Below are 20,828 nucleotides of genomic sequence, written 5' to 3'. Positions count from 1 at the left end.
GCCAGCGCCCCCGTGTAGTTAGGAGTTGGATGTGAAATACGAAAAACCGTCGAGCGCAATGCACGGTCTGATCGGCCGCCTGGAAGACTTCGACCGTACTTCGGGCAACCGGGTGGAGCGGCTGATCTTCAACCACCGGCCCTGGGTGATCCTACTGTGCCTGTTGGCCACCCTGGTGCTCGGCTGGCAAGCCGCGAGCATCGGCATCAACGCCAGCTACGAGAAAACCATCCCCACCAAGCACCCCTTTGTGGTCAATTTCCTCGCTGAACGTAGTGAGCTGAGCGGCTTGGGCAATGCTCTGCGCATCGCCGTGACGGCGGAGCAGGGCGATATCTTCAGCGCCGAGTACCTCGACACCCTGGCCAAGCTCAACGACGAGATCTACCTGCTGCCGGGCGTCGACAAACCCTATATGAAGTCGCTGTGGACGCCGACCACCCGCTGGACCGCAGTAACCGAGGACGGCCTGGACGGCGGCACTGTGATTCCCGGCAGTTACGATGGCTCGCCAGCCAGCCTCGACGAGGTGCGCACCAACGTTGCCCGCTCCGGCGAAATCGGCCAACTGGTGGCGGCTAACTTCAAGTCCAGCGTGATCTACGTGCCGCTGCTGGAGATCAACCCGGAAACCGGCAAGACGCTGGATGCCGGTGAGTTCTCGCGGCGCCTCGAGGCCTTGCGCGACAAGTACCAGAACGATCAGGTACGGATCCATATCACCGGCTTTACCAAGCTGATTGGCGACTTGATCGAAGGGCTGCTGCAGGTTGCCTTGTTCTTCATCGCCGCAGTGGCGGTGACCATCGCCGTGCTGTTCTGGTACACCCGCTGCGTGCGCAGCACCTTCGTGGTGATGCTCTGCTCGTTGATCGGCGTGCTCTGGCAGGTCGGCCTGCTCGCGGCTATGGGTTACGAGCTGGATCCCTACTCGATCCTGGTGCCGTTTCTGGTGTTCGCCATCGGCATGAGCCACGGCTCGCAGAAGATGAACGGCATCATGCAGGACATCGGCCGCGGCATGCTGCCTTGGGTCGCCGCGCGGTTGACCTTCCGCCGCCTGTTCCTTGCCGGCCTCACCGCGCTGATCAGCGATGCGGTGGGCTTCGCCGTGCTGATGGTGATCGAGATCCAGGTGATCCAAGACTTGGCGATCACCGCCAGTATCGGCGTCGCCGTATTGATCTTGACCAATCTAGTGCTGCTGCCGGTGCTCTTGAGTTATACCGGCGTCAGTCCTAAAGCCGCACAGCGCAGCCTACAGGCGGAGCAGGATGACCGCGCCGGCGTGGCCCGCCATCCGCTGTGGCGCCTGCTCGACCGCTTTACCACTCGCAGCTGGGCTGTCGCTGCCGTATTGGTGGGCCTGCTGCTGGCGGTGTTTGGCAACCAGGTATCCAGCCAGCTGCAGATCGGCGATCTCGACCCCGGTGCCCCGGAGCTGCGCGCGGACTCGCGTTACAACCGCGACGTGCAATTTATGAACGACAACTATGCCGCCAGCTCGGACATCTTCGTGGTGATGATCCGCACCCCCGAGGATCAATGCACCCGCTACAGCACCCTGTCGGCGGTGGACCAACTGGCCTGGCGCCTGGAGCAACTGCCGGGGGTGGAGTCGACCAACTCGATGGCGGCGCTGAGCAAGATCGCCAGCGCCGGCTACAACGAAGGCAACTTCAAGTGGTACGAGCTGACACCCAACGATGGCGCCCTCGGCGCGGTACAGACACGCGCGCCGCGCGAGTTGTTCAACCAGGGTTGCTCGCTGCTGTCGCTGTACGTGTACCTGGCCGACCACAAGGCCGAAACCCTGAGCCGGGTAGTCGCCACCAGCGAGGCCTTTATCGCCGAGCAACAGCTGCCAGAGGTGAAATTTATGCTCGCCGCAGGCTCAGCCGGGATAGAAGCGGCGACCAATATCGTGGTCGAGCAGGCCATGCAGGAAATGCTTTATTGGGTCTATGGCGCGGTGATCCTGCTGTGCTGGGTAACCTTCCGCAGTTGGCGCGCGGTGCTGGTGGCGATCCTGCCGCTGATGCTTACCTCTATTCTCGCCGAGGCGCTGATGGTCGGCCTGGGCATGGGCGTCAAGGTCGCCACCCTGCCGGTGATCGCCCTCGGCGTGGGTATCGGCATCGACTACGCGCTCTATGTGCTGAGCGTGATTCTGGCGCGCATGCGCGCCGGCGATTCGCTGTCCGAGGCCTATTACCGCGCGCTGCTGTTCACCGGCAAGGTAGTGGTACTGACCGGCATCACCCTGGCGATTGCCGTGGCCACCTGGGTGTTCTCGCCGATCAAGTTCCAGGCCGATATGGGCATCCTACTGGCCTTTATGTTCCTGATGAACATGCTCGGTGCGCTGATCCTGCTGCCGGCGCTGGCCTACTTTCTGCTGCCGCAGAAACTCTTCGGCGCCAGGCCAGGCGATGTGGCTGCTGTGCAGTCGGGCGGGGTGAGCTGAATGCGCGCCCTGCAGGGAGGGTGTATGAGCCTTTGGTTGTTGGCGTCTTCGACGCTCTGGGCCGCAGCGCCTGCGCAGCAGTACCAGCAGCTGCGCAGCCAGGCGACCCTGCTGGCGGTGAATGCGCTGCTCTACTTCGATGCCGACCCGCGCGCGCAGCCAGATGCACGCCATCTGGCCACCGTGCGCGAAGCGCAGCAGCGTTTGGATGCACTGGCGCTGCAACTCAACTTGCCGGGGGAGATGGGGGACTCGCTGGCCAGCCTGAATGCCTGGCTGGACGATTTGCAGGCCGTGCGCCGTGACGAGGCGCCGCGTTACCCGCAGCTGTTGATCGGTTTGCTCGATAGCCGGGCGCAACTGGATCGGCAGAGCGACGCGGCCTATCAGCAGGTGCAGGCCGATCTGCAGCCCGTGGTGCGTTTGCTCAATCGGCAGAGCCTGGATATCGCCAGCCTGTTGCTGCATGCCCAGGCGCGCAGTGCGCGGGTGCTTGGCGATCATTCGCTGGCGTATTCGGAGGTCGAGTTTGTCGCCCGCGACCAGTCCATAGAGGAAGGGTTTACCGAGCTGATCAGCCTATTGCCGGAGCAGGCCGAAGCGCTGCACAAGCAGCGGCTAGCCTACCGTTTTGTACGCCAACGCCTGCTCGATCGCGATCCGGGACGGGTGACCGGCAGCCTGGAACGTTACCTGGCCGGCATCATCGTGGCGCTCGATGAAATAGCAGCGCGCTAGCGACCTGGGGGTAGGGTGCGCGGGGTCGCCTAGGCCGTGCACACCAACAATCCGCAGCCGGCGCTGGTGCGCACAGCGCACCCTACGAAACCCGCCTTCAGACATAAGGATAAAAATAATGCTGAAGCCAATCGCCAGACTGCTCGCCAACTGTTCGGTGGGGCAGAAGTTGTTGCTTGGTTTTGGTTTGGTGTCCGTACTCGCGGTCGTCGCCATTGCCCAGGGTTTGTATGCCACGGCCAGCCTGCTCGAACACAGCCGGCAAGTCAGCGCCATGGTGGCGATTAATAATCTGACCTTGCAGATGCGCAATGCCGAGAAGCGCTATGCACTTGAACCCACCGCTGCAGCCATGCAAGAGGTCGAGGACCTGGTGCGCGCGCTCGAAAGTCAGTTTCGCGCGATGCAGGCGCAAACCACGGCCGATGGTTTAGCCATGCTGGTCGCCATGCAGCAATCCATCGAGGGCTACCAGCAGTTGTTCGAGCAGTTTGTCGGCCATCAGCATCTGGCGGCAGATGCACTTAGGCATATGCAGGAGCAAGCCGAGCAGGCCCGCTTGCAGTTCGAAATGGTTGAGCTGGATATGTACGACCAGGTGCGCGGCGTATTGAACAGTGGCCAGGCGCTGGAAGGGGATCCGTTGAGCCTGGCCGAACAGGCCTCGGCGCTGCAGCGCAAATTGCTGGTCACCCGCAACAGCGAGTTTCTCTATGTGCAGACGGGGGAGTCAGCCGCCCTCGAGCGCTGGCGCGAGTCGACCGAGGAAATGAGCAACGCCCTGGAGTTGCTTCAGGGCCGGGTCGACGAAAACTCCGAGGCGTCCCTGGCCGCTGCCCTGGCGGCGCTGGTCGAGTATCGTCAGGCGTTTCAGAGGTATCGCGATAGCCTGACCTTGAGCAAGCAAACGGCGTTGCAGATGGATACCCAGGCGCAAACCGTATTGCAGCAGGTCGAACTGGCCGCCTCCGAGCGGAAGAACCAGATGGACGCGCGCGGTCGCTCGGTAATGCTGCTGCAGGCGGTGGGGGCCTTGGTCATCGTCAGCCTGGCGCTGCTGGCCTCGTTGACCATTCGCAATCTGATCGTTGCCCCGCTGCGCGAAACCCTGCTGGTCGCTCGGCGCATTGCCGCTGGCGACCTGAGCCTCGATATGCATAGTGGGGTCGTGCGCCGCGATGAGTTGGGGCAACTGATGGCGGCGATGGCCGAGATGACCGCCAACCTGCGGCGATTGGTCAGCCGTATCGGCGTAAGTGTTGCCGGCCTTGGGCAATCGACCGCGACCCTGGGCGGGCTTAGCGAGCAAAGCAACAATGGCGCGCAGCGTCAGCGGGTCGAGACCGAGCAGGTGGCCACGGCCATGCAGCAGATGGCCGCAACGGTGCAGCAGGTGGCGCAGAATACCGAGCAGGCTTCGCAGTCTGCGCTGGAGGCTGATAGGCAAGCGCGCAACAGCGATCAGATCGTGAAGCAGACCCGCGAGCATATCTATCGCCTGGCCGAGGACATGCAACTGTCCGAGCAGGCTGTGCAATCACTGCAGCAGCAGGTGCTGCGCATCGGCACGGTGGTCGACGTGATCAAATCGGTGGCCGAACAGACCAACCTGCTCGCACTCAATGCCGCCATTGAAGCCGCCAGGGCCGGCGAACAGGGCCGCGGTTTTGCCGTGGTGGCCGACGAGGTACGCTCCCTGGCCAAGCGCACCCAGGTGTCGACAGGTGAGATCGAAACCCTGATAGCGGGTCTGCAAAGTCTTTCGCTGCGTAGCGTTGCGCAGATCCAGGCGTGTGCGCGCAGCATGCAGTCCACCGTCGGCCTGTCCGATCAGGTGGGTTCGGCCCTGCAGGGCATTACCGGGGCGGTGTCGGTGATTGAGCAGATGAACCAGCAGATCGCGGCAAGTGCCGAGCAGCAAAGCATCGTCGCCGAAGAGGTCAGCCGCAACGTCATGCACCTGCGTGATGAAGCAGAACGCTTTGCCGATGCCAACCAGCAAATGGTTGTGGCCAGTGACGAACTGGCGGGGCTGGAGCGGGAACTGTTGGCAGCTGTTGCACAGTTTCGTGCATGAATAAGTGCCGCGCTGTTGACCATAGCTTCGCGATCAAGCAGGCGCAGCCCCAGCGATCAGATGTGGTTCAGGGGCGACGTTGCAGGGTGTAGTTGGGCTGTTCGTTGAACAGCTTGCGGTAAGACTCGGCAAACCTGCCCAGGTGCCAGAAGGAACGGCGCATGGCGATTTCCGCCACGGTGGTGTGCGCTGGCGATGCCTGCTGCAGGTCGCGATGGGCAGCGTTCAGGCGGCGCATGCGTAGCCAGGCGCTTGGCGCTAGCCCGTTGTACTGGATAAATGCTTGCTGTAGTTGGCGGATCGATACACCTGCGGCCTGGGCCAGTTGCAGGGTGGTGAAGTTGTCTTCGGGGTAGGCGTTGCTCAGCTCGCAGACGCGGTTGACGATCTGCCGGCTCAGTGTGAGCCGTTGCTGCTGGCGACGGTTCTCGTTGGGCAACGAGCATTCGAGGACGAAGAGGCAGTCCTCGACCAGTTGCGCGGCCAGGTTCGCGGGTTGCAGAGCATCTGTCGAGGTGATGAGCCTGCCCAGCAGGTTGCTTAGCCAGGAACCGAACAGTTGCGCCTGGGGTGACTTTAGCGGCGTCAGGGATAGACCTTCCAAGGCTTCGCTGGCGCAACGCATGCCGAGTCGTTCAAGGTCAATCACCACGGCCACTTCGCGGTAGTTTTCCGGGGTGATCCAAGTGTTGCGGCTTTGGCTGTCGAGCAGGTAGAGCGTGTTGCCGCTCATGTCGAAGCTGAACACCAGGGCGTTGGCTGGCGCCTGGAAAAATTGCTCGACGCGGGTGTTCATACGCTCTTCGTAAGCCACTACGCCGCCCAGCTCGGCATGCGTGATGCGACCCTGAAAACGCCCGGCGGACATCTGCGCGTAGTGCTGTTCCCAGCCGGCGATAGCGGTCCTCTGCTGCTCGACATCAGAGGTGTGCAGAACCTTGATCGACACGGGTCAGTCCTCCGATTCAGTGCACTTGATTTAAAGGTTAACAACTTTAATTAAATGCACAATATCAGTGCAGCAATTTGCTGCGCAAGGTGGATAGAGTATGGGCGCTGTATTGAGCAATTATGCTGCGCGGAATAGGGCTTTCGAGTGCAGGCAAACATTGTGCTGAGGGTCGTTCGTGAATTTATTGATAACGTTGATAACAAAAATACCTGGGGCGGTTTTTCTGCCATCTAACCGGAGTACAGCCTATGCAGCTTCACCCTGAAAACCCTCTCGCACGCCGCCGTTTGCTCAAGGCGGCCGGCAGTCTGGCCAGCACGATTGGCCTGATGGTACTGCTGGGCAACAGCACAGTGGCAGTCGCCGCAGAGTTGAAGGAAAGCATACCGAAGCGTATCGACAGCGAGCTGGTCATGCAGATCAACGTCAAGCTCGGCCCGGTGGAGGACATGGGCAAGGGCGCTGATGGTCACCGCATCAACTACCCGATTATCGGCGGCAGCTTCGTCGGTAAAGGCATGCGCGGCAGCGTGGTGCCCGGCGGTGCCGATCTGGCTGTGGATCGCAATGATGGCGTGACCCTGATCGACGCCCTGTATCGGCTGAAAACCGATGACGGCCAGATCATCATCATTCACAACGCCGGCATCTGGCGCCTCAACGAGCAAGGCCTGGCCAAGCAGGCCAAGGGCATTGCGCTGGAGGACATGCTGGACAGCGATGCGTATTGCCGCACGGTGCCATCGTTCAAGACCCAGCCGGGCAAGTACGCCTGGCTGAGCGACTCTATCTTCGTCGGCAGCATCGATTACCTCAGTGACAGCGAAGTGCTGATTGGTGTTTACCGCGTCAACGGTGTCTGACCGTCGCTGCATACCTACAGCCTGCTCCAGCCGGTTACGGACCAGTGAATAACAATATAAGAATCGAGGTTTGCATGTTTAGCTCAAATAACCAGGTGGCGCCTTCTCTGCGCACCATCCTGCTCTGCTTTATCGTCGCCATCCTGGAAGGGCTTGATCTGCAAACCGTCGGGGTCGCAGCGCCGGCCATGGCAGCAACCTTCAAGCTGGACTCGGCGGCGCTGGGCTGGGTGTTTAGCGCCGGCCTGATCGGGCTGCTGCCGGGGGCGGTGTTTGGCGGCTGGCTGGCCGACCGTTTTGGCCGCAAGAAGGTGCTGATCGGCGCGGTTATCCTGTTCGGCCTGTTTTCCCTGCTCACCGCCCATAGCGCCACCTACGAGCAGCTGCTTGCGGCGCGCCTGATCACCGGGTTGGGCATGGGAGCGGCGCTGCCCATCCTTATCGCCTTGTCATCCGAGGTAGCCAGCGTCGAGCTGCGCAATATGGCGGTTAGCCTGACCTATTGCGGTGTGCCACTGGGTGGGGCGGTGGCGGCCATGATCGGCATGTTTTCCGTCTCCGGCGACTGGCGCTTGGTGTTCTATGTCGGCGGCGTGGCGCCGCTGCTGATCGCCTTAGTGCTGATGCTCTGGCTGCCGGAATCGCGGGCTCATCGTGGTCAGGCATTGGCGCTGGGCGAGACCACCCGCGAACTGCTCGGCGAGCGCCGCCGTTTTGCCACCCTGCTGTTGTGGGGCAGCTGTTTCTGCACCCTGACCATCCTCTACATGCTGCTCAACTGGCTGCCGACCTTGTTGATTGAGCGCGGTCTGAGCCGCTTGGACACGTCGGCGATTCAGGTGCTGTTCAATATCGGTGGCGTGGCCGGCTCGTTGCTGGCGGGGCGCCTGATGGACAAGGGCAGGGCGCTGCTGGCGGTACTGCTGGCCTACTTGGGTATGTTCGCCGCACTGGCAGCACTGGGAATGGTGGAGCAACTGCAGGGCCTCTATATCGCCGGTATGGCGGCGGGTGCCTGCGCCGTTGGTGGCCAGCTGATTCTCTATGCCCTGGCGCCACGCATTTACCCCACCCAGGTGCGTGCGACCGGCGTCGGCGTGGCGGTGGCGGTCGGGCGATTGGGTTCGATGAGCGGGCCGCTGTTGGCCGGGCAATTGCTGGCTGCCGGGGCGGGAGTCAGCGGCTTGTTGTTGGCCGTATCACCACTGGTGGCAATAGCTGCGTTTACGGCCGCGACCTTGCTGACGCATGAGCGCCGTGTGCTGCCTGTTGTGGGCTCAATGGCGAACTAAATATCGAGCAACCACTTCAAGTCTCTGTATGTTCACGCTTGAGGTGGGGCTTTGCAATAGGGGCTTGTTCTGCGGTCTTGAGCAGATGCTTCCAGTGTTTGTATTGAGCGTTGAATAGGGTGCGGTCGTGTGATTTTGGAACGATAATTTCGCCTGGCTTTGCAGTTTTTCTGGTATCGCGATAGGCGATACCTCATAGCTGTTGATGCGATTAGTTTGGGCAGTGGCTGGGCCTTAAGGTTGACTTCTATAACGCGATTGCTCGTCAATCCGCGTGTTCAAATAACAACAAGAAAGGTCTTCGCCGATGAGCTATTCGCATCGCACCATGCCGATTGGGCATGTCGCCAACGCTGTATACAAATCCTTCCCTGGCCCCTCAATAGAACGTATTCAACTGTACTTTGCTTACGCTCCTGGCAGCTGAGCGAGGCTGACATTGAACGATGTTGTCACCGCGAATTGACGGTGTTCGCTGTATGTCGAGCTAGGGGGTTGGAATGTTCTCACTGAGTCGCGTACTCGGTAATTTTTCCGTGGGGGCTAAGTTGTCGCTGGGCTTTGGCCTTGTGTTGCTGTTCACCCTGGGGGTCGCAGTTACGGCCTTTCATTCTCTCGGTGTCCTACAGGCGCGTAGTGAGCAATCACGTGTCGAGGCTTCTATTCAAGCGCTGATCCTGCAAGCGCGGATTGCGGAGAAAGAGTTTGCCCTGACCCTAGCTTCGCAACCTATGCAGCAGGTACGCGGAGCTATCGATGGGTTAAGCCGGCAACTCAACCTCAGCCGCGACGACAGTGCAGCTCAGGCTGCCATGCGCCGAGCGGGCAGTGCCTATCTCGAGCAATTTATCGGTTATGCCGACTCGCTGCGTCAGGCCCGTGAGGCGCGCTTGCGCATGCAGGTATTGGCGCAAGCAGCGGGCGACAGTTTTACCGTGCTGTTTCTCGATCAGCTGGATGCGCTCAATGCGCAACTGGAGCAGGGTACATCACCGAGCAGCGAGCAGATGGTTCTTTTGGAGCAGACTGCAGCTCTGCGCGACAATCTGGCCAAGCTGCGTGACAGCGAGTTGTATTACTCGCTGGACGGAGAAGAGCGTTACCGCAGCGACTGGGAAATGAGCATGAGCGTTTTGCTATCCGCCATGCAGGCGCTGGACCTCGGCGATCAGGATCAGGAGTCACTGCGGGCCGCACGTGATGCGTTGGGCGATTACCGTAAGGCTTTCGAACAATTTGTCGCCAGTCGTGGGCAAAGCGCCCGCAGCAGCGCGGCGATGAATACCCAAACCGAGCGGGTCAGCGAGCTGCTGGCCCAGGCCGGTAAGCAGCAGATGCAGGCGATTGCACACGACAACCAGAATGCCAACCGCCAACTTGGGCTTATCACCTTGTTGGCGTTGGCCCTGGGTATTGGTGCCAGCCTGTTGATTCGCCAACTGATCTTGCAGCCGCTGCGCCAGGCGGTGAAATTGGCCCAGCGGGTAGCGGCGGGGGACCTGAGTTGTGCGCCGGACAGTGGCACGCGACGCGATGAGCTTGGCCAGTTGCTCGACACCGTGAGCAGCATGCTTGGCAGCCTGCGCGGGTTGGTCGGGCGTATTGGCAGTGGCGTCGGCCAGCTCAACGGTACGGCCGCCAGCCTGGTTGAGGTGATCGAGCGCAATATCCGTGGCGTCGAGCAGCAACGTCAGGAAACTGAAATGGCCGCCACTGCCATGCAGCAGATGAGCGCCACCGCTCAGGACGTCGCGCGCAACGCTGGTGAGGCCAGTGCCGCAGTAGCCCAAGCCGACAACCAGGCGCGCGAAGGTGATGAACTGGTGCGTCAGGCCGGGCGCAAAATCGACCGCTTGGCCGTGGAAATGACAGGCTGCGCTACAGCCATGCAAGCGATGCTGAGCGAAAGCGCAGCAATTGGTGGCGTGCTTGATGTGATCAAGGCTGTGGCCGAACAAACCAATTTGCTCGCGCTCAACGCGGCCATTGAGGCCGCACGGGCTGGCGAGCATGGCCGCGGGTTTGCCGTGGTCGCCGATGAAGTGCGTGGCCTGGCGCGGCGCACGCAGAGTTCTACCAAAGAAATCGAAGGGCTGATTGGTCGCCTGCGCGGTGTTGCCGAGCAAGCATCCGGGCGCTTGCAGGGCAGCCATGCACTGACCGATGAAACGGTGATCCTTGCGGGCCAGGCCTCTCAGGCACTGACTCGCATCACCCGCGCGGTGTCCAGCATCGAACAGATGAACCAGCAGATTGCCGCGGCGGCCGAGCAGCAAAGCGTGGTCGCCGAACAGGTCAGCCAGAGCATGGCGCGGGTGCGCGAAGTGGCCGAGGACAGCGCGCGCGAAAGCCTGCAATTGCAAGGCTCGACCGCCGAACTGCAGCAGGTCGGCGGGGAACTGAATGCGGCGGTCGGGCACTTCCGTACTTAAGCTGCAGGAGCAAAACCGTTTATGCGTTACCGCCGTCTCGACCTCAACCTGCTGGTCGCCCTCGATGCCTTGCTCAGCGAGTGCAGCGTCAGCCGCGCGGCCGAGCGCTTGCACCTCGGCCAGTCGGCCACCAGTTCGGCGCTCGGGCGTTTGCGCGAGCATTTCAATGATCCGCTGCTGGTGCAGGTGGGGCGTCGCCTGGAGCCGACGGCGCTGGGCCTGGAGCTGCTGCCCAAGGTGCGCGAGGCACTGGCGCTGACCCGCGAGATCGTCGATGCACCGGTGCATTTCGAGCCGGCCGAGTGCACCCGCCAGTTCACCCTGATGGCCTCGGATTACATCGTGGCGGTGCTGTTGCCAGCGGTCAGCCGCGAGCTGGCGCGGGTCGCCCCGGGTGTGCGCCTGAGCCTGCGCGACATGCCCATGCCGCGCGATGGCGATGTGGTCAGCGAGGCCCTGGATTACCGCCGTAGCGATGTGGTGATCGTGCCGCAGCGGCGGCTCAATCCGGCCTATCTGCAGGTGCCGCTGCTGAGTGACCAGCTGTGCTGCGTCGTTTGTGCACAGCACGCACCCTTTGCCGAAGGGCTGAGTCTGGCCGACTACTGCGCGGCCGAGCATGTGGTGCGCGAGTTCGCCGATGGTCGCAACCTGGCGATGGATGCCGAGCACCTGCGCGAGCTGGGCATCGAGCGGCGGGTGGGGGTGGCCCTGGAAAGCTTTGCCCTGATCCCGGAGTTCATTGTCAACAGCGCGCGGGTGGCCACGGTGTTCCGCCGTCAGGCCGAGCGTTTCGCCCAGCGTTATCCGCTGCGTATCCACCCCATGCCGCTGGCGTTTCCCGAGTCGGTGCAAGTGTTGCAGTGGCATCCCTACCAGGATCGCGATCCGGCCCTGGCCTGGTTTCGCGGCCTGCTTTTGGAGCAGGCCGCGAAACTCGATCAGCTGGGTTGAGGGTCACCGCTGTCGGCGACCAGGCCGGCTTCGCCGATGGCTTGCAGTGCGCAGCGTTCGTCGTTGTCCGAGGTGTCGCCACTGAGGCCGATGGCGCCGAGTAGTGCGCCGTCGCTATTGCGTATCAACACACCACCCGCCACCGGAATCACTTCGCCACAGGTCAAGCTGTTGATCGCATCGAAGAACGCCGGCATGGCTTGGGCGCGGCGTGCCAGTTCGCGGCCACCGAAGCCCATGCCCAGGCAGCCGCGAGCCTTGCCGGTGGCGATTTGCGGGCGCAGGAAGCTGGCGCTTTCATCACGCAGCACGGCCAGCGGATGCCCGGCAGGATCCAGCACGGCGGCGGCCATGGGTTTCAGACCCAGCTCACGGGCGGCGCGGATGGCGGTACTGGCGATCTGGGTGGCGGTGGCGAGGTCGAGTTGTTGCATGCTCACAGGCTCCATTTACCCAGTTGGGCGACGCGGTCGCGGGTGTAGAGATCGGTCCATTTCAGCGAGTTGAAGTCGGACACCTGCTTGGGGTTGTACGGGCTGCGCTCCAGCTTCACCGGCTGGCCGGCCTTGTACACGGCCTTGAGGCGCGAGCGGTCCTGGAGGATGCGGATGTCGTCCAGCGGCGAGCCATCGAGCAGGAGGAAGTCTGCCTGCTTGCCCACTTCCAGGCTGCCGAGGGTTTCGCCGCGCGGCATGCAGCGTGCGCCGACTGCAGTGGCAGCATGCAGGGCTTCGGCGGGGGTGAAACCGAGGCGGGTGACCAGTAGTTCCAGCTCACGGGCATGCCACTCGCCATAGGGGGTGACGGCAAAGCCGCTGTCGCTACCGCAGGCGAACGGGATGCCGGCGGCCTTGGCGCGTTTGAGCACTGCCGAGCCGACCTCCAGGGTGCGTGCGCAGTAGCCGGCGTACCCGGTGGTGATGGCCGGGTCGTGGGGCTGGCAGAAGTCCACGGTATTCTGCGGGAAAGTCATGGTCGGCGCGAGGATGCTGCCGGCTTCGAGCAGCGCCTCGATGCAGGCATCGTCCATATAGAAAGCGTGGAACACCAGGTCGACGCCGGCCTTGGCCGCGTACATCACCGCTTCGCGGCCGTAGGCGTGGGTCGCCACCTTGCAGCCGAGGCGGTGGGCTTCCTCGACCATCTCATAGGTTTCTGCGGCGGTGAAGGCGGCGATGATTTCGCCGTTGGGGCGGCGGAAGGTGCCATCCATGGCGATCTTGATCAGGTCGACGCCGTCCTTGGCCTGCTTGCGAATCTCGGCAATGGCCTCGGTACGGCTGGTGACCAGGGCGGCGGTGAAGTATTCCGGGGTGCCGACACGGCTGGGGAACCAGTCGTTGAGGCTCTGCCGGTTGGTGATCACCCGGCTGCTGGCGGCGATGCGCGGGCCCTCGAACATGCCGGCGGCAATTGCGTTGCGCACGGCGATGCTCAGCTGCCCGCTGTCACCGGGGCAGACCATGCTGGTCACACCGGCGGCGAGCACGTGCTGGGCGAAGAACATGCCGCGCAGGGAGCGGAATTCGTCGGTGGTCCAGATATCGATGTCTTCTTCGCTCTGCGCGTTGCCGAAGGCCAGGTGCGTGTGCACGTCGATCAGGCCGGGCATGACGAAGTTGTCGCCGGCATCCACCACACTGTCGCCAGCTTGCGGCGCGGGCGCCGAAGCGCGCGAGCCGACGTAGCTGAACAGGCCGTTTTCGACGATCAGGGTTTGTTGCTGGCGGGTGGCGAGGTGAGTGCTGTCGAACAGGGTCTGGCAGTGCAGGTGCAGGGCGCTCATAGTCGTTTCGCTGTGTGGATGGTTATGCGGCACGAGGCTAGGGCGCTGGGCCTTGGTGCCACCAGCAGATTGCATCGATGGCCAGCCATTGATGGCGTCGATAGCCGCTGAGGGCCAGATGTGACGGGGCTTTCAGATCGGTACTCAGGGATACGGGGCGGGTATCGCGAGTGGCGATGGCTGGGATTGAAATTGGCGATTTTTTCCACCGGTGATGGGGCCTCTATGGTGCGCGCTCGTCCCATCACCGAGAGCACTACCAATGACTGATCACAGCGTAAAAACCGAACTGCTGGCCCTGGAACAGGAGCGCCGCCGCGCGCTGGTCGAAGAAGACCACGGGCGCGTTGCTGAGCTGTTCGCCGACGACCTGGTGTACGTGCACACCACCGGCCTGGTGCAGGGCAAGGCCGACTACCTGGACTATGCGCGCAGCGCCGTGCAGTACCTGGCCATCGAGCGGGGCGAGTTGCAGATCCGTTTCTATGGCGAGGAACTAGCGGTGATGACCGGGCCGCAGTGCAACACCCTGCAAAAGCGTGGCGGCTACCAGGCGATCCGCGGCGAAGGCTTCGCTACCCAGGTCTGGGTGCGCGGTGCGCAGGGCTGGCAGATCAGTTCGTTTCACGCTACGCGTGCAGCAGCGTAAACGCAGGAGAAGGGCGCGGGGCTTGTGGTCCCGCTACGCCTCACCGTCTGGTTGCCCCGGTAATGGAGGACCAGGTGCCTCGCCCCGAGAAGGCAGAGACACAGATCGCCTTATGATTTAGGCATAGGCATGAAAACGGCTGCCGACGAGCAAATCATGCGGCAGCCTCATCACTCTCCAAGACCCGCATTAGGCCTGGTGTAGCTCCTGCATCATCAGCGACATCTTCTCCGCGTCGGCGAGGTAATCGCGGCGAATCATCCGGTCAAGAATACCGGTGTGGTCGAAGACGAAGTCGCGCAGCTTGGCCAGAGGGTAGGGCAATTTGTGGAAGGCATTGCCGAGTTTCCTGGCGAACTCTACGTGGTGGTTGACGTAGGCCACTCGCTGCGACTCGAAGCCATGGAAGCTATTGGTAATCTGCCGAGGATCGCTCAGGTCGGAGCCGGCTAACGCCTTGGCCAGGAAATAGCCATCCTCAATGGCCATGCCCATGCCATAGGCGGCGTAGGGTGATACCGGGTGTACGGCGTCGCCCAGGCAGACTACACGGCCACTGCTCCACTGTTGTAGCGAGGGACGGTTGTAGATGTCCCACTTGAACATCTGGGTTTCCAGGTTGGTGGACTGTATAAGGCGCGGTAGCGGGTCGGGGAAGTTGCGCAGGATCTTGCCGATGTGGCTGGCGATGTCAGCCGGTGCCGGGGCGTTTTCCTCGCAGGGTTCCACCACCCACCATTCGTAGCCTGGCTTGCCGTCGTGCAGCATGGGAAAGAAGCTGGCCTGGTACTTGTGCGAGTGGATGATCCGTCCGGTCTGCGCGGGAATTCCGTCGATAGGGTTGCACCAGGCCAGCCAAACGCGCAGGCCTACATGGAAAAGTTCAGGCTCGCCGAAGGTCTGGCGCGACACGCCGGAGCGGATGCCGTCGGCGCCAACCAGGATGTCGGCCTCAATTGTCTTTCCATCCTTGAAGGTGATGGTCACCCCATCTGCCGTCTGCGTGTAGTGGTCAAAGTCCGAATTGGGTACGAGCATCCCTTCGGGCATGAGTTCCATCATCCGCGCGAACGCGTTGGCGCGCAGCATGCCGTAGTGCCAGCCTTTGATGCCAAAGGATGTTTCCACGGACTGATTGAAGGGCAGACGCGAGCGCAGGCGGTTTTCACTATTACGGAATTCGGTGACGGTGAACGAGCCGAAGTTGTTCAGGTCAACGCCGTAATGGCGCAGCACCGCAAGCACCGGCACGCTCAGCAACACGGCACCGCCCAGCGGCCTGGGCTCCGGCTGCTTTTCGAAGACTCGCACGTCGAAGCCTTTCTGCTGCAGAGCCAGCGCGGCGGAAACTCCGCCTGGCCCAGCTCCGATCACTGCCACTCGTTTTCCAGCACGCCATTGGAGGCTAGGGTCGACACTCATTTGCATATCCCACAGTTTGTTGTTGTGCGGGCATTCTGGAGGTTTATGTCTGGACAAAAAATGCGTTTATATCTTACTTTTCGGATGAATACTCTTGATCGTGTGCCGTTATGGACTTGCTTAGCCACTTTCTATCGATGCTGAAGATCGAGTCGACCAGCATCTCTAGCTGGCACCTGTCGGAGCCCTGGGGCGTGCACGTACGTGACTATCAGCCCGGCTTCTGCTTTATCGTCACCGAGGGGCGCTTCGTGGTGGAGGCCGCCACAGGGCAGGTTCTACACCTCGCCCAGGGCGACACCTTGTTGGCGCCGCGCGGTGGTGAGTGCCGTCTCCTCTCGCGGTTGGGCGTCGCCACCACTGACCTGCGCGAATTGAGCTGGAGCGAGCCTCGCTCGCCCAGGCTAGACCGCAGCGTGCAGCCTGGGTCGGCGATTTCCGTCGTGCATGGCGGTGGCGGCGAGTTGTGCCGCTTGCTCGGGCTGGCGTTCAGCATACAGAGCGGTCAGGGAGCCTTCGTGCTGGCGGCCCTGCCGGATTTCATCGTCCTGCGCGACGGCGACGCCAGCATCCTCAGTCAGATTCGCCCGGCTATTGAGGCGCTGTTGGCCGACGACAATCCTGGTTATTACGCGGTGGCCAAGCACATGGCCGAGTTGATAGTGGTCGGTCTGCTGCGCAGCTATATCCTCACCGACGAGAGTTTTTCTCCCGGCTGGATGAAGGGCCTGCAAGACCCGTACATCTGCAAAGCTTTGCTCGCCATCCACGAAGCGCCCGAGCGCAAGTGGAGCGTGGCGCTGCTGGCTGCGGCCGCCAACTTGTCGCGTTCTACCTTCGCTGCGCGCTTCTGCCGTCTGATTGGCCAATCGCCCATCGACTACCTCAACGCTTGGCGCATCAGCCTGGCCGCCGAACTGTTGCGCGGCGGCACGGACTCCGTGGCGCATATCGCCTCAGCAGTGGGTTATCAGTCCGATCGGGTGTTCCGTCAGGCCTTCCGCGAGCGCATGTCTATGTCGCCCCGGCAGTATCGCAACCAACAAGTTTGAGGCCGAGAAGGGGGCAAAAGAGGCGTGTCGTCTAAAGATGCGGAGCGTCGGCGGGGCGCGAAGCGTCCCAAGATCGGTTGCCCACGCAGGAGCGTGGGCACCATAAAGAAAAAAACGGCAGGGCTTGCGCACCTGCCGTGGAGCACTTGGTAGCGTCGAGACTACTAAGTGAGGAGAATCAGGCCACCCGGCCGCCGAGGTTTTCCGCCACCCAGTCGGCAATGTACTGCCCGGCGTTGATGCTGTTGTCGAAGCTGGAGTGCTGCACGCCGCCTTCGCGTTCGGTGAAGATCTTCAGCTCGCGCTTGGGGCTGTTGACCAGTTGCTCGTAGGTGCGCTCGGCCCACTTCAGCGGGATCTGCGAGTCCTTCGAGCCGTGGGTGACCAGGAACGGCACCTTGATCCGGTCGAGCACGCCGTCCAGGTGCATGTTCTCGGCGATGGTCATGAACTCGTCCATGTCCTTGGCGCCGAATACCCAGCGCACATGGCCCCAGTAATGCGGTACGGGCAGCTCGCCTTCTTTCTCCAGGCGACGCTTCTGCACGTCGCGCCAGTCGTGGTTGGCACCCCAGACTACGCCGCAGGCAAAGCGCGGCTCGAAGGCCACGGCGCGCGGGCAGTAGTAGCCGCCGAGGGACACGCCTTCCATGCCGATGCGTTTGGCGTCGACGTCGCTACGGGTTTCCAGCCAGTCAACCACGCGGCTGGCCCAGTGTTCGCTGTCGTAGCGGGCGGTCAGGTTGTGCAGGCGCAGGGCTTCGCCGGTGCCCGGCTGGTCGATGATCAGCGAGGACACGCCGCGTTTTGCCAGCCAGGCCGGCAGGCCGACGCGGTATTTCATTTCCTTGGTCGAATCGAGGCCGTTGACCTGCAGCAGGATCGGCGCAGGGCCGGTTACGCCTTCGGCGCGCACCAGCAGGCCGGAGATGTGTTTGCCCTCGTAGGGGATTTCCACTCGCTCGCAGTTCTCTTTAGTGAGGGCGATGCCGCGGGCGAAGGTCTGCAGTACGCGCTGATACAGCGCTTCGCGGCCTGGCGCACCGTGGGCCTGCAGGCGCTCGCAGGTGATGTAGTAGGTGGAGGCGCGGTTGTACTTCTCGCCGGCGGAGAACAGACGGCCGGCGGCTTCGTCTTCTTCGGCCATGCTGCACAGCTTGTCGGCCATCTTCGCCCAGGTTTCGCGGAAGGCGGCGGTGCCAGCGGCATCGGGCTGCTTGGCGGCTTCGGCCAGTGGCTTGCACATCTCTTCGATTTCGCCGATGCGCGCGCCCATCTCGATGGCCAGGTTGACGGAAAGGTCCCAGACGTAATTGGTGGGGAAGTAACGGAACATTCTTATTGTCCTTTTCGTGGCGGCAGACTGGCGCTCTGAACCGGGCAGGCAAAGCCCACGAGCACCGTTTGCAGAGCACGTTAAGGAGGGGCCATCTATTTGGCCAATCGTGAGTCAGGATGCGAGGTATCGCGAAACGAGATAGTAAAGCGGCGTAGCGCAGCTGTCGGGACGTGCCGTGCCAGCCTGATCAGACCTGCTCCAGATCGTTGATAAACTCGCTGATCCGTTCGCGCAGCCAGCGGTGCATCGGGTCGCGGTCCATCGTGCGGTGCCAGAGCATGCACTCGCGCATTACCGGGACTTTCACTGGGGTAGGAAGGATGCGCAGTGGCAAGTGCGCGGCGTACAGGCGGGCCAGGCGTTGGTGCATGGTGGCGATACGCTGGGTGCCGACGATCAGCTGGGGCAGTGTGTTGAAGTCGTTGGTGATCACTTCCAGGCGGCGGTTGAAGCCGTACTGGTTCATAAACCAGTCTTCGATGCTCATGTGTCTGCTGCGGCCGAAACCCACGGAAACATGGCCCATGTCCATGTACTGCTCCAAGGTCAGGTTTTCGCCGACTAGTGTGTTGCCATTCCAGACAACGCACACGTGCTCTTCCTCGAACAGCAGTTGCGAAGGTTGCCCTTCGATAATGTAGCGCTCGGGCACGATCATCAGATCGACTTCACCACGCATCAGCAACTCACCGGAGTTGTCGCTGGGACCAAGCATTTCGAAGGTGATGTGCGGTGCTTCCTGGTGGATCTTCTGAATGACCCGGGCGAACAGCACGGTAATCAGATAGTCCGAGGTCACCATGCGGAAATGCCGCTTGCTGCTGGCTGGGTCGAACACCGGCTTGGCGGTGATCGAGGACTGGATGGTCAGTAGCACTTCGCGCACCGGTGCAACCAGCTCCAGGGCATAGGGTGTGGGCTGCATCTTGCGGCCGACCTGTACCAGCAGCTCGTCTTCGAAATAGGTGCGCAGGCGGCCGAGCACGCCACTGGTGGCGGACTGGGTCATGTGCAGGCGTTCGGCGGCGCGAGTGATGTTTTGCTCTTCCAGCAGTACATCAAGCGCCACTAGGAGGTTGAGATCCAGGTGATTGAAGCGCATGGCAGTCTCGAGTTTTGTATTTATTTTCGAGATACCTTCCTGTCAATGCATCACGACGTCAACCCCGACCTGACCGTTAACCGCCCACTTTCTTGGCCCTATTAACGCGACTTTCAGGTATCGCGTTTGACGATAGGTCACATCCCAACAAGCGATTAGTCAGTGATATGCCTGTGCGGCAATCTCGCCGCCAGTGAGTTGGCCGTGATGCTTGTACCGACTCCACCACCGGATCCCCGTACTGCTCTACCAAGTGTTCTTCGCGCTGGTAGGTATTCAGGTCCAGGGTTTTCCGCAGAATAATTTCAATGGAGTGGTATGCATGAACATCATTGGCCTTGACGCCCTGATCTTTGGCGTCGATGACATTCAAGCCTGTACTGATTGCCTGCGTGACTATGGTTTGCAGCCTGTTGATTTAAACGAGCAGGGCGGGCGCTTCGAAGCCCTCGATGGCACTGCAATCATCATCCGCCGCGCCGACGATGCCAGCCTGCCGGCCGCTATCGGCCCGGCGCCGTCGATTCGAGAAACTGTCTATGGCGTAGCCTGCGCCGCTGACCTCGACGTCATTGCCGACGAACTGGGTCGTGATCGCGTTGTGACCCGTGATGCCAGTGGTGCGCTGCACAGCGTCGACGAAATGGGTTTTGCCATCGCTTTCCAGGTCAGTGTGCGCCGTGAGTTCACTGCGCCGGCCGACCTGAGCAACGCACCGGGCCATGCGCCGCAGCGTCCGCTCAATCAGCCGGGGATCACCCTGGACATGCCAGCTGTGCCGCGCACGCTGTCGCACGTGGTGTATTTCGTGCCGGACGTGGCCAAGGCCGAGGCCTTCTATCAGCGCCTGGGCTTTGTCACCACCGATACCTTTATTGGTGCCGGGCCGTTTATGCGTCCGGCCGGCTCCGATGATCACCATTGCCTGTTTATGATCCAGACCCCGCCGCACATGAAGGGCTGCGAGCACTTCACCTTCCATATGGGCAGCGGCACCGAAGTGCTGCTGGCCGGGCGGCGTTTCGAGCAGAAGGGCTGGACCAGCTTCTGGGGCCCGGGTCGCCACCTCTTTGGCTCCAACTGGTTCTGGTACTTCAACAGCCCGCTGGGCTGCCACATCGAATACGACGCCGACATGGACAAGCACGACGACGCCTGGGCCGCGCGCACTGCGCCGCTGACGGCTGATAACTCGCAGCTGTTCCTGTTCACCTCCAAGGAAAAATGGGCTCCGGGTGGTCCGCCACCGAAGCAGGCCTGAGTGCAGCTTGCGCCGTGAGTCACGCCGCAGTTGCGCTGTGCCTTCTGGATGAGCTGGTCGAGGGGCAGGCCCGTGGGTTCGATCCGTTGCATACCGGGAAGGACAGCGTGTTTGCCCTGCGTCATGGCGGCGAAGTGCGGGTTTACCGCAACAGCTGCCCGCATCTGGATGTACGTCTGGAGTACCGCAAGGATCGTTTCCTCTCGGCTGACGGCGGCTTGATTGTTTGTTACGCCCATGGCGCACAGTTCCTTCCAGACAGCGGCCTGTGCGTCTACGGGCCTTGTCTGGGGGAGCGGCTGAGCGCTCTGCGCTGGTGTGTGGAGGCTGATTGGCTGGTGCTGGAGGCCAATCAATTGGCGGTATGTGGAGGGTAAGTGAGGTATCGCGATTGACGATACATCCCATCCTTACAAGCGATTAGTAAAACTTCTGCTTTGCC

17 protein-coding genes and 2 pseudogenes are annotated in these 20,828 nt (G+C 61.9%); 13 read left to right on the top strand and 6 right to left on the bottom strand.

Annotated features, from left to right (window positions below):
- Positions 1 to 58: 58 nt before the first annotated feature.
- The 4 genes and pseudogenes from ACQ4LH_RS03690 (at position 59) to ACQ4LH_RS03675 (ending at position 5,282) form a co-directional block, all read left to right on the top strand.
- Complete coding sequence (locus ACQ4LH_RS03690; protein ID WP_430696140.1) at positions 59 to 2,467, top strand: efflux RND transporter permease subunit; 2,409 nt, start codon at positions 59 to 61, stop codon at positions 2,465 to 2,467.
- Positions 2,468 to 2,491: 24 nt separating this feature from the next.
- Positions 2,492 to 3,205 (top strand): hypothetical protein, encoded by a 714-nt coding sequence (locus tag ACQ4LH_RS03685; protein WP_430695980.1) that lies wholly within the window; start codon positions 2,492 to 2,494, stop codon positions 3,203 to 3,205.
- Positions 3,206 to 3,323: 118 nt separating this feature from the next.
- A pseudogene (locus ACQ4LH_RS03680) lies at positions 3,324 to 4,424 on the top strand (HAMP domain-containing protein); the annotation flags it as partial.
- Complete coding sequence (locus ACQ4LH_RS03675; protein ID WP_430696139.1) at positions 4,401 to 5,282, top strand: methyl-accepting chemotaxis protein; 882 nt, start codon at positions 4,401 to 4,403, stop codon at positions 5,280 to 5,282. The pseudogene ACQ4LH_RS03680 and the gene ACQ4LH_RS03675, both read left to right, overlap by 24 nt.
- A 67-nt stretch (positions 5,283 to 5,349) precedes the next feature.
- On the opposite strand, the gene ACQ4LH_RS03670 is transcribed toward ACQ4LH_RS03675, so the two are convergent.
- Complete coding sequence (locus ACQ4LH_RS03670; RefSeq protein ID WP_430695979.1) at positions 5,350 to 6,231, bottom strand: helix-turn-helix domain-containing protein; 882 nt, start codon at positions 6,229 to 6,231, stop codon at positions 5,350 to 5,352.
- Between the two features lie 251 nt (positions 6,232 to 6,482).
- Here ACQ4LH_RS03670 and ACQ4LH_RS03665 point away from each other — a divergent pair, with 251 nt between their 5' ends.
- The 5 genes and pseudogenes from ACQ4LH_RS03665 (at position 6,483) to ACQ4LH_RS03645 (ending at position 11,775) form a co-directional block, all read left to right on the top strand.
- Positions 6,483 to 7,097 carry a DUF3237 domain-containing protein gene (locus ACQ4LH_RS03665; protein ID WP_430695978.1) on the top strand — a complete coding sequence of 205 codons (615 nt, stop codon included), beginning with the start codon at positions 6,483 to 6,485 and terminating at the stop codon, positions 7,095 to 7,097.
- Positions 7,098 to 7,171: 74 nt separating this feature from the next.
- Positions 7,172 to 8,389, top strand: coding sequence for a 3-(3-hydroxy-phenyl)propionate transporter MhpT (gene mhpT, locus ACQ4LH_RS03660; protein ID WP_430695977.1), 1,218 nt, complete (start codon positions 7,172 to 7,174; stop codon positions 8,387 to 8,389).
- 500 nt (positions 8,390 to 8,889) lie between these two features.
- Positions 8,890 to 9,963, top strand: a pseudogene (locus tag ACQ4LH_RS03655) (HAMP domain-containing protein); the annotation flags it as partial.
- Positions 9,958 to 10,821 (top strand): methyl-accepting chemotaxis protein, encoded by an 864-nt coding sequence (locus tag ACQ4LH_RS03650; protein WP_430696138.1) that lies wholly within the window; start codon positions 9,958 to 9,960, stop codon positions 10,819 to 10,821. The pseudogene ACQ4LH_RS03655 and the gene ACQ4LH_RS03650, both read left to right, overlap by 6 nt.
- A 21-nt stretch (positions 10,822 to 10,842) precedes the next feature.
- Positions 10,843 to 11,775 (top strand): LysR family transcriptional regulator, encoded by a 933-nt coding sequence (locus ACQ4LH_RS03645; RefSeq protein WP_430695976.1) that lies wholly within the window; start codon positions 10,843 to 10,845, stop codon positions 11,773 to 11,775.
- On the opposite strand, the gene ACQ4LH_RS03640 is transcribed toward ACQ4LH_RS03645, so the two are convergent.
- Entirely contained in the window at positions 11,763 to 12,209 is a 447-nt protein-coding gene (locus tag ACQ4LH_RS03640) for a GlcG/HbpS family heme-binding protein (RefSeq protein WP_430695975.1), read from the bottom strand. The two genes, ACQ4LH_RS03645 and ACQ4LH_RS03640, sit on opposite strands and share 13 nt — an antisense overlap.
- 2 nt (positions 12,210 to 12,211) lie before the next feature.
- A complete protein-coding gene (locus ACQ4LH_RS03635) occupies positions 12,212 to 13,561 on the bottom strand; it encodes an amidohydrolase family protein (RefSeq protein ID WP_430695974.1) in 1,350 nt (449 codons plus the stop codon).
- Positions 13,562 to 13,823: 262 nt separating this feature from the next.
- On the opposite strand from ACQ4LH_RS03635, the gene ACQ4LH_RS03630 reads away from it, so the two are divergent.
- Positions 13,824 to 14,210, top strand: a complete 387-nt coding sequence (locus tag ACQ4LH_RS03630) for a nuclear transport factor 2 family protein (RefSeq protein ID WP_430695973.1) — start codon at positions 13,824 to 13,826, stop codon at positions 14,208 to 14,210.
- Between the two features lie 189 nt (positions 14,211 to 14,399).
- On the opposite strand, the gene ACQ4LH_RS03625 is transcribed toward ACQ4LH_RS03630, so the two are convergent.
- Positions 14,400 to 15,590: an FAD-dependent oxidoreductase gene (locus ACQ4LH_RS03625; protein WP_430695972.1), complete on the bottom strand. Its 1,191-nt coding sequence runs from the start codon at positions 15,588 to 15,590 to the stop codon at positions 14,400 to 14,402.
- A gap of 152 nt (positions 15,591 to 15,742) precedes the next feature.
- Here ACQ4LH_RS03625 and ACQ4LH_RS03620 point away from each other — a divergent pair, with 152 nt between their 5' ends.
- On the top strand, positions 15,743 to 16,684 hold the full coding sequence (locus ACQ4LH_RS03620; protein ID WP_430695971.1) for a cupin domain-containing protein: 942 nt from the start codon (positions 15,743 to 15,745) through the stop codon (positions 16,682 to 16,684).
- A 178-nt stretch (positions 16,685 to 16,862) separates the two neighbouring features.
- On the opposite strand, the gene ACQ4LH_RS03615 is transcribed toward ACQ4LH_RS03620, so the two are convergent.
- Positions 16,863 to 18,020: an alpha/beta hydrolase family protein gene (locus ACQ4LH_RS03615; protein WP_430695970.1), complete on the bottom strand. Its 1,158-nt coding sequence runs from the start codon at positions 18,018 to 18,020 to the stop codon at positions 16,863 to 16,865.
- Positions 18,021 to 18,210: 190 nt separating this feature from the next.
- Positions 18,211 to 19,125, bottom strand: a complete 915-nt coding sequence (locus tag ACQ4LH_RS03610; RefSeq protein WP_430695969.1) for a LysR family transcriptional regulator — start codon at positions 19,123 to 19,125, stop codon at positions 18,211 to 18,213.
- A gap of 322 nt (positions 19,126 to 19,447) precedes the next feature.
- Between ACQ4LH_RS03610 and ACQ4LH_RS03605 the strand changes: the two genes are divergently transcribed.
- Both ACQ4LH_RS03605 and ACQ4LH_RS03600 read left to right on the top strand, forming a co-directional pair.
- Positions 19,448 to 20,386, top strand: coding sequence for a VOC family protein (locus ACQ4LH_RS03605; protein WP_430695968.1), 939 nt, complete (start codon positions 19,448 to 19,450; stop codon positions 20,384 to 20,386).
- 14 nt (positions 20,387 to 20,400) lie between these two features.
- Positions 20,401 to 20,763 (top strand): Rieske (2Fe-2S) protein, encoded by a 363-nt coding sequence (locus ACQ4LH_RS03600; RefSeq protein WP_430695967.1) that lies wholly within the window; start codon positions 20,401 to 20,403, stop codon positions 20,761 to 20,763.
- Positions 20,764 to 20,828 lie beyond the last annotated feature (65 nt).

This window comes from Pseudomonas peli, from assembly GCF_050563605.1.
Taxonomy (GTDB): domain Bacteria; phylum Pseudomonadota; class Gammaproteobacteria; order Pseudomonadales; family Pseudomonadaceae; genus Aquipseudomonas; species Aquipseudomonas peli_A.
This window is presented reverse-complemented; position numbering and strand designations above follow the sequence as displayed.

Excerpts from the sequence above, each read along its gene's own strand:
- ACQ4LH_RS03675 (WP_430696139.1), top strand. The coding sequence starts at position 4,401 with ATGGCGGCGATGGCCGAGATGACCGCCAACCTGCGGCGATTGGTCAGC.
- ACQ4LH_RS03690 (WP_430696140.1), top strand. The coding sequence starts at position 59 with ATGCACGGTCTGATCGGCCGCCTGGAAGACTTCGACCGTACTTCGGGC.
- ACQ4LH_RS03640 (WP_430695975.1), bottom strand. The coding sequence starts at position 12,209 with ATGCAACAACTCGACCTCGCCACCGCCACCCAGATCGCCAGTACCGCC.
- ACQ4LH_RS03610 (WP_430695969.1), bottom strand. The coding sequence starts at position 19,125 with ATGCGCTTCAATCACCTGGATCTCAACCTCCTAGTGGCGCTTGATGTA.
- ACQ4LH_RS03685 (WP_430695980.1), top strand. The coding sequence starts at position 2,492 with ATGAGCCTTTGGTTGTTGGCGTCTTCGACGCTCTGGGCCGCAGCGCCT.
- ACQ4LH_RS03615 (WP_430695970.1), bottom strand. The coding sequence starts at position 18,020 with ATGTTCCGTTACTTCCCCACCAATTACGTCTGGGACCTTTCCGTCAAC.
- ACQ4LH_RS03605 (WP_430695968.1), top strand. The coding sequence starts at position 19,448 with ATGAACATCATTGGCCTTGACGCCCTGATCTTTGGCGTCGATGACATT.
- ACQ4LH_RS03620 (WP_430695971.1), top strand. The coding sequence starts at position 15,743 with ATGGACTTGCTTAGCCACTTTCTATCGATGCTGAAGATCGAGTCGACC.
- ACQ4LH_RS03650 (WP_430696138.1), top strand. The coding sequence starts at position 9,958 with ATGCTTGGCAGCCTGCGCGGGTTGGTCGGGCGTATTGGCAGTGGCGTC.
- ACQ4LH_RS03665 (WP_430695978.1), top strand. The coding sequence starts at position 6,483 with ATGCAGCTTCACCCTGAAAACCCTCTCGCACGCCGCCGTTTGCTCAAG.
- mhpT (WP_430695977.1), top strand. The coding sequence starts at position 7,172 with ATGTTTAGCTCAAATAACCAGGTGGCGCCTTCTCTGCGCACCATCCTG.
- ACQ4LH_RS03645 (WP_430695976.1), top strand. The coding sequence starts at position 10,843 with ATGCGTTACCGCCGTCTCGACCTCAACCTGCTGGTCGCCCTCGATGCC.
- ACQ4LH_RS03630 (WP_430695973.1), top strand. The coding sequence starts at position 13,824 with ATGACTGATCACAGCGTAAAAACCGAACTGCTGGCCCTGGAACAGGAG.
- ACQ4LH_RS03635 (WP_430695974.1), bottom strand. The coding sequence starts at position 13,561 with ATGAGCGCCCTGCACCTGCACTGCCAGACCCTGTTCGACAGCACTCAC.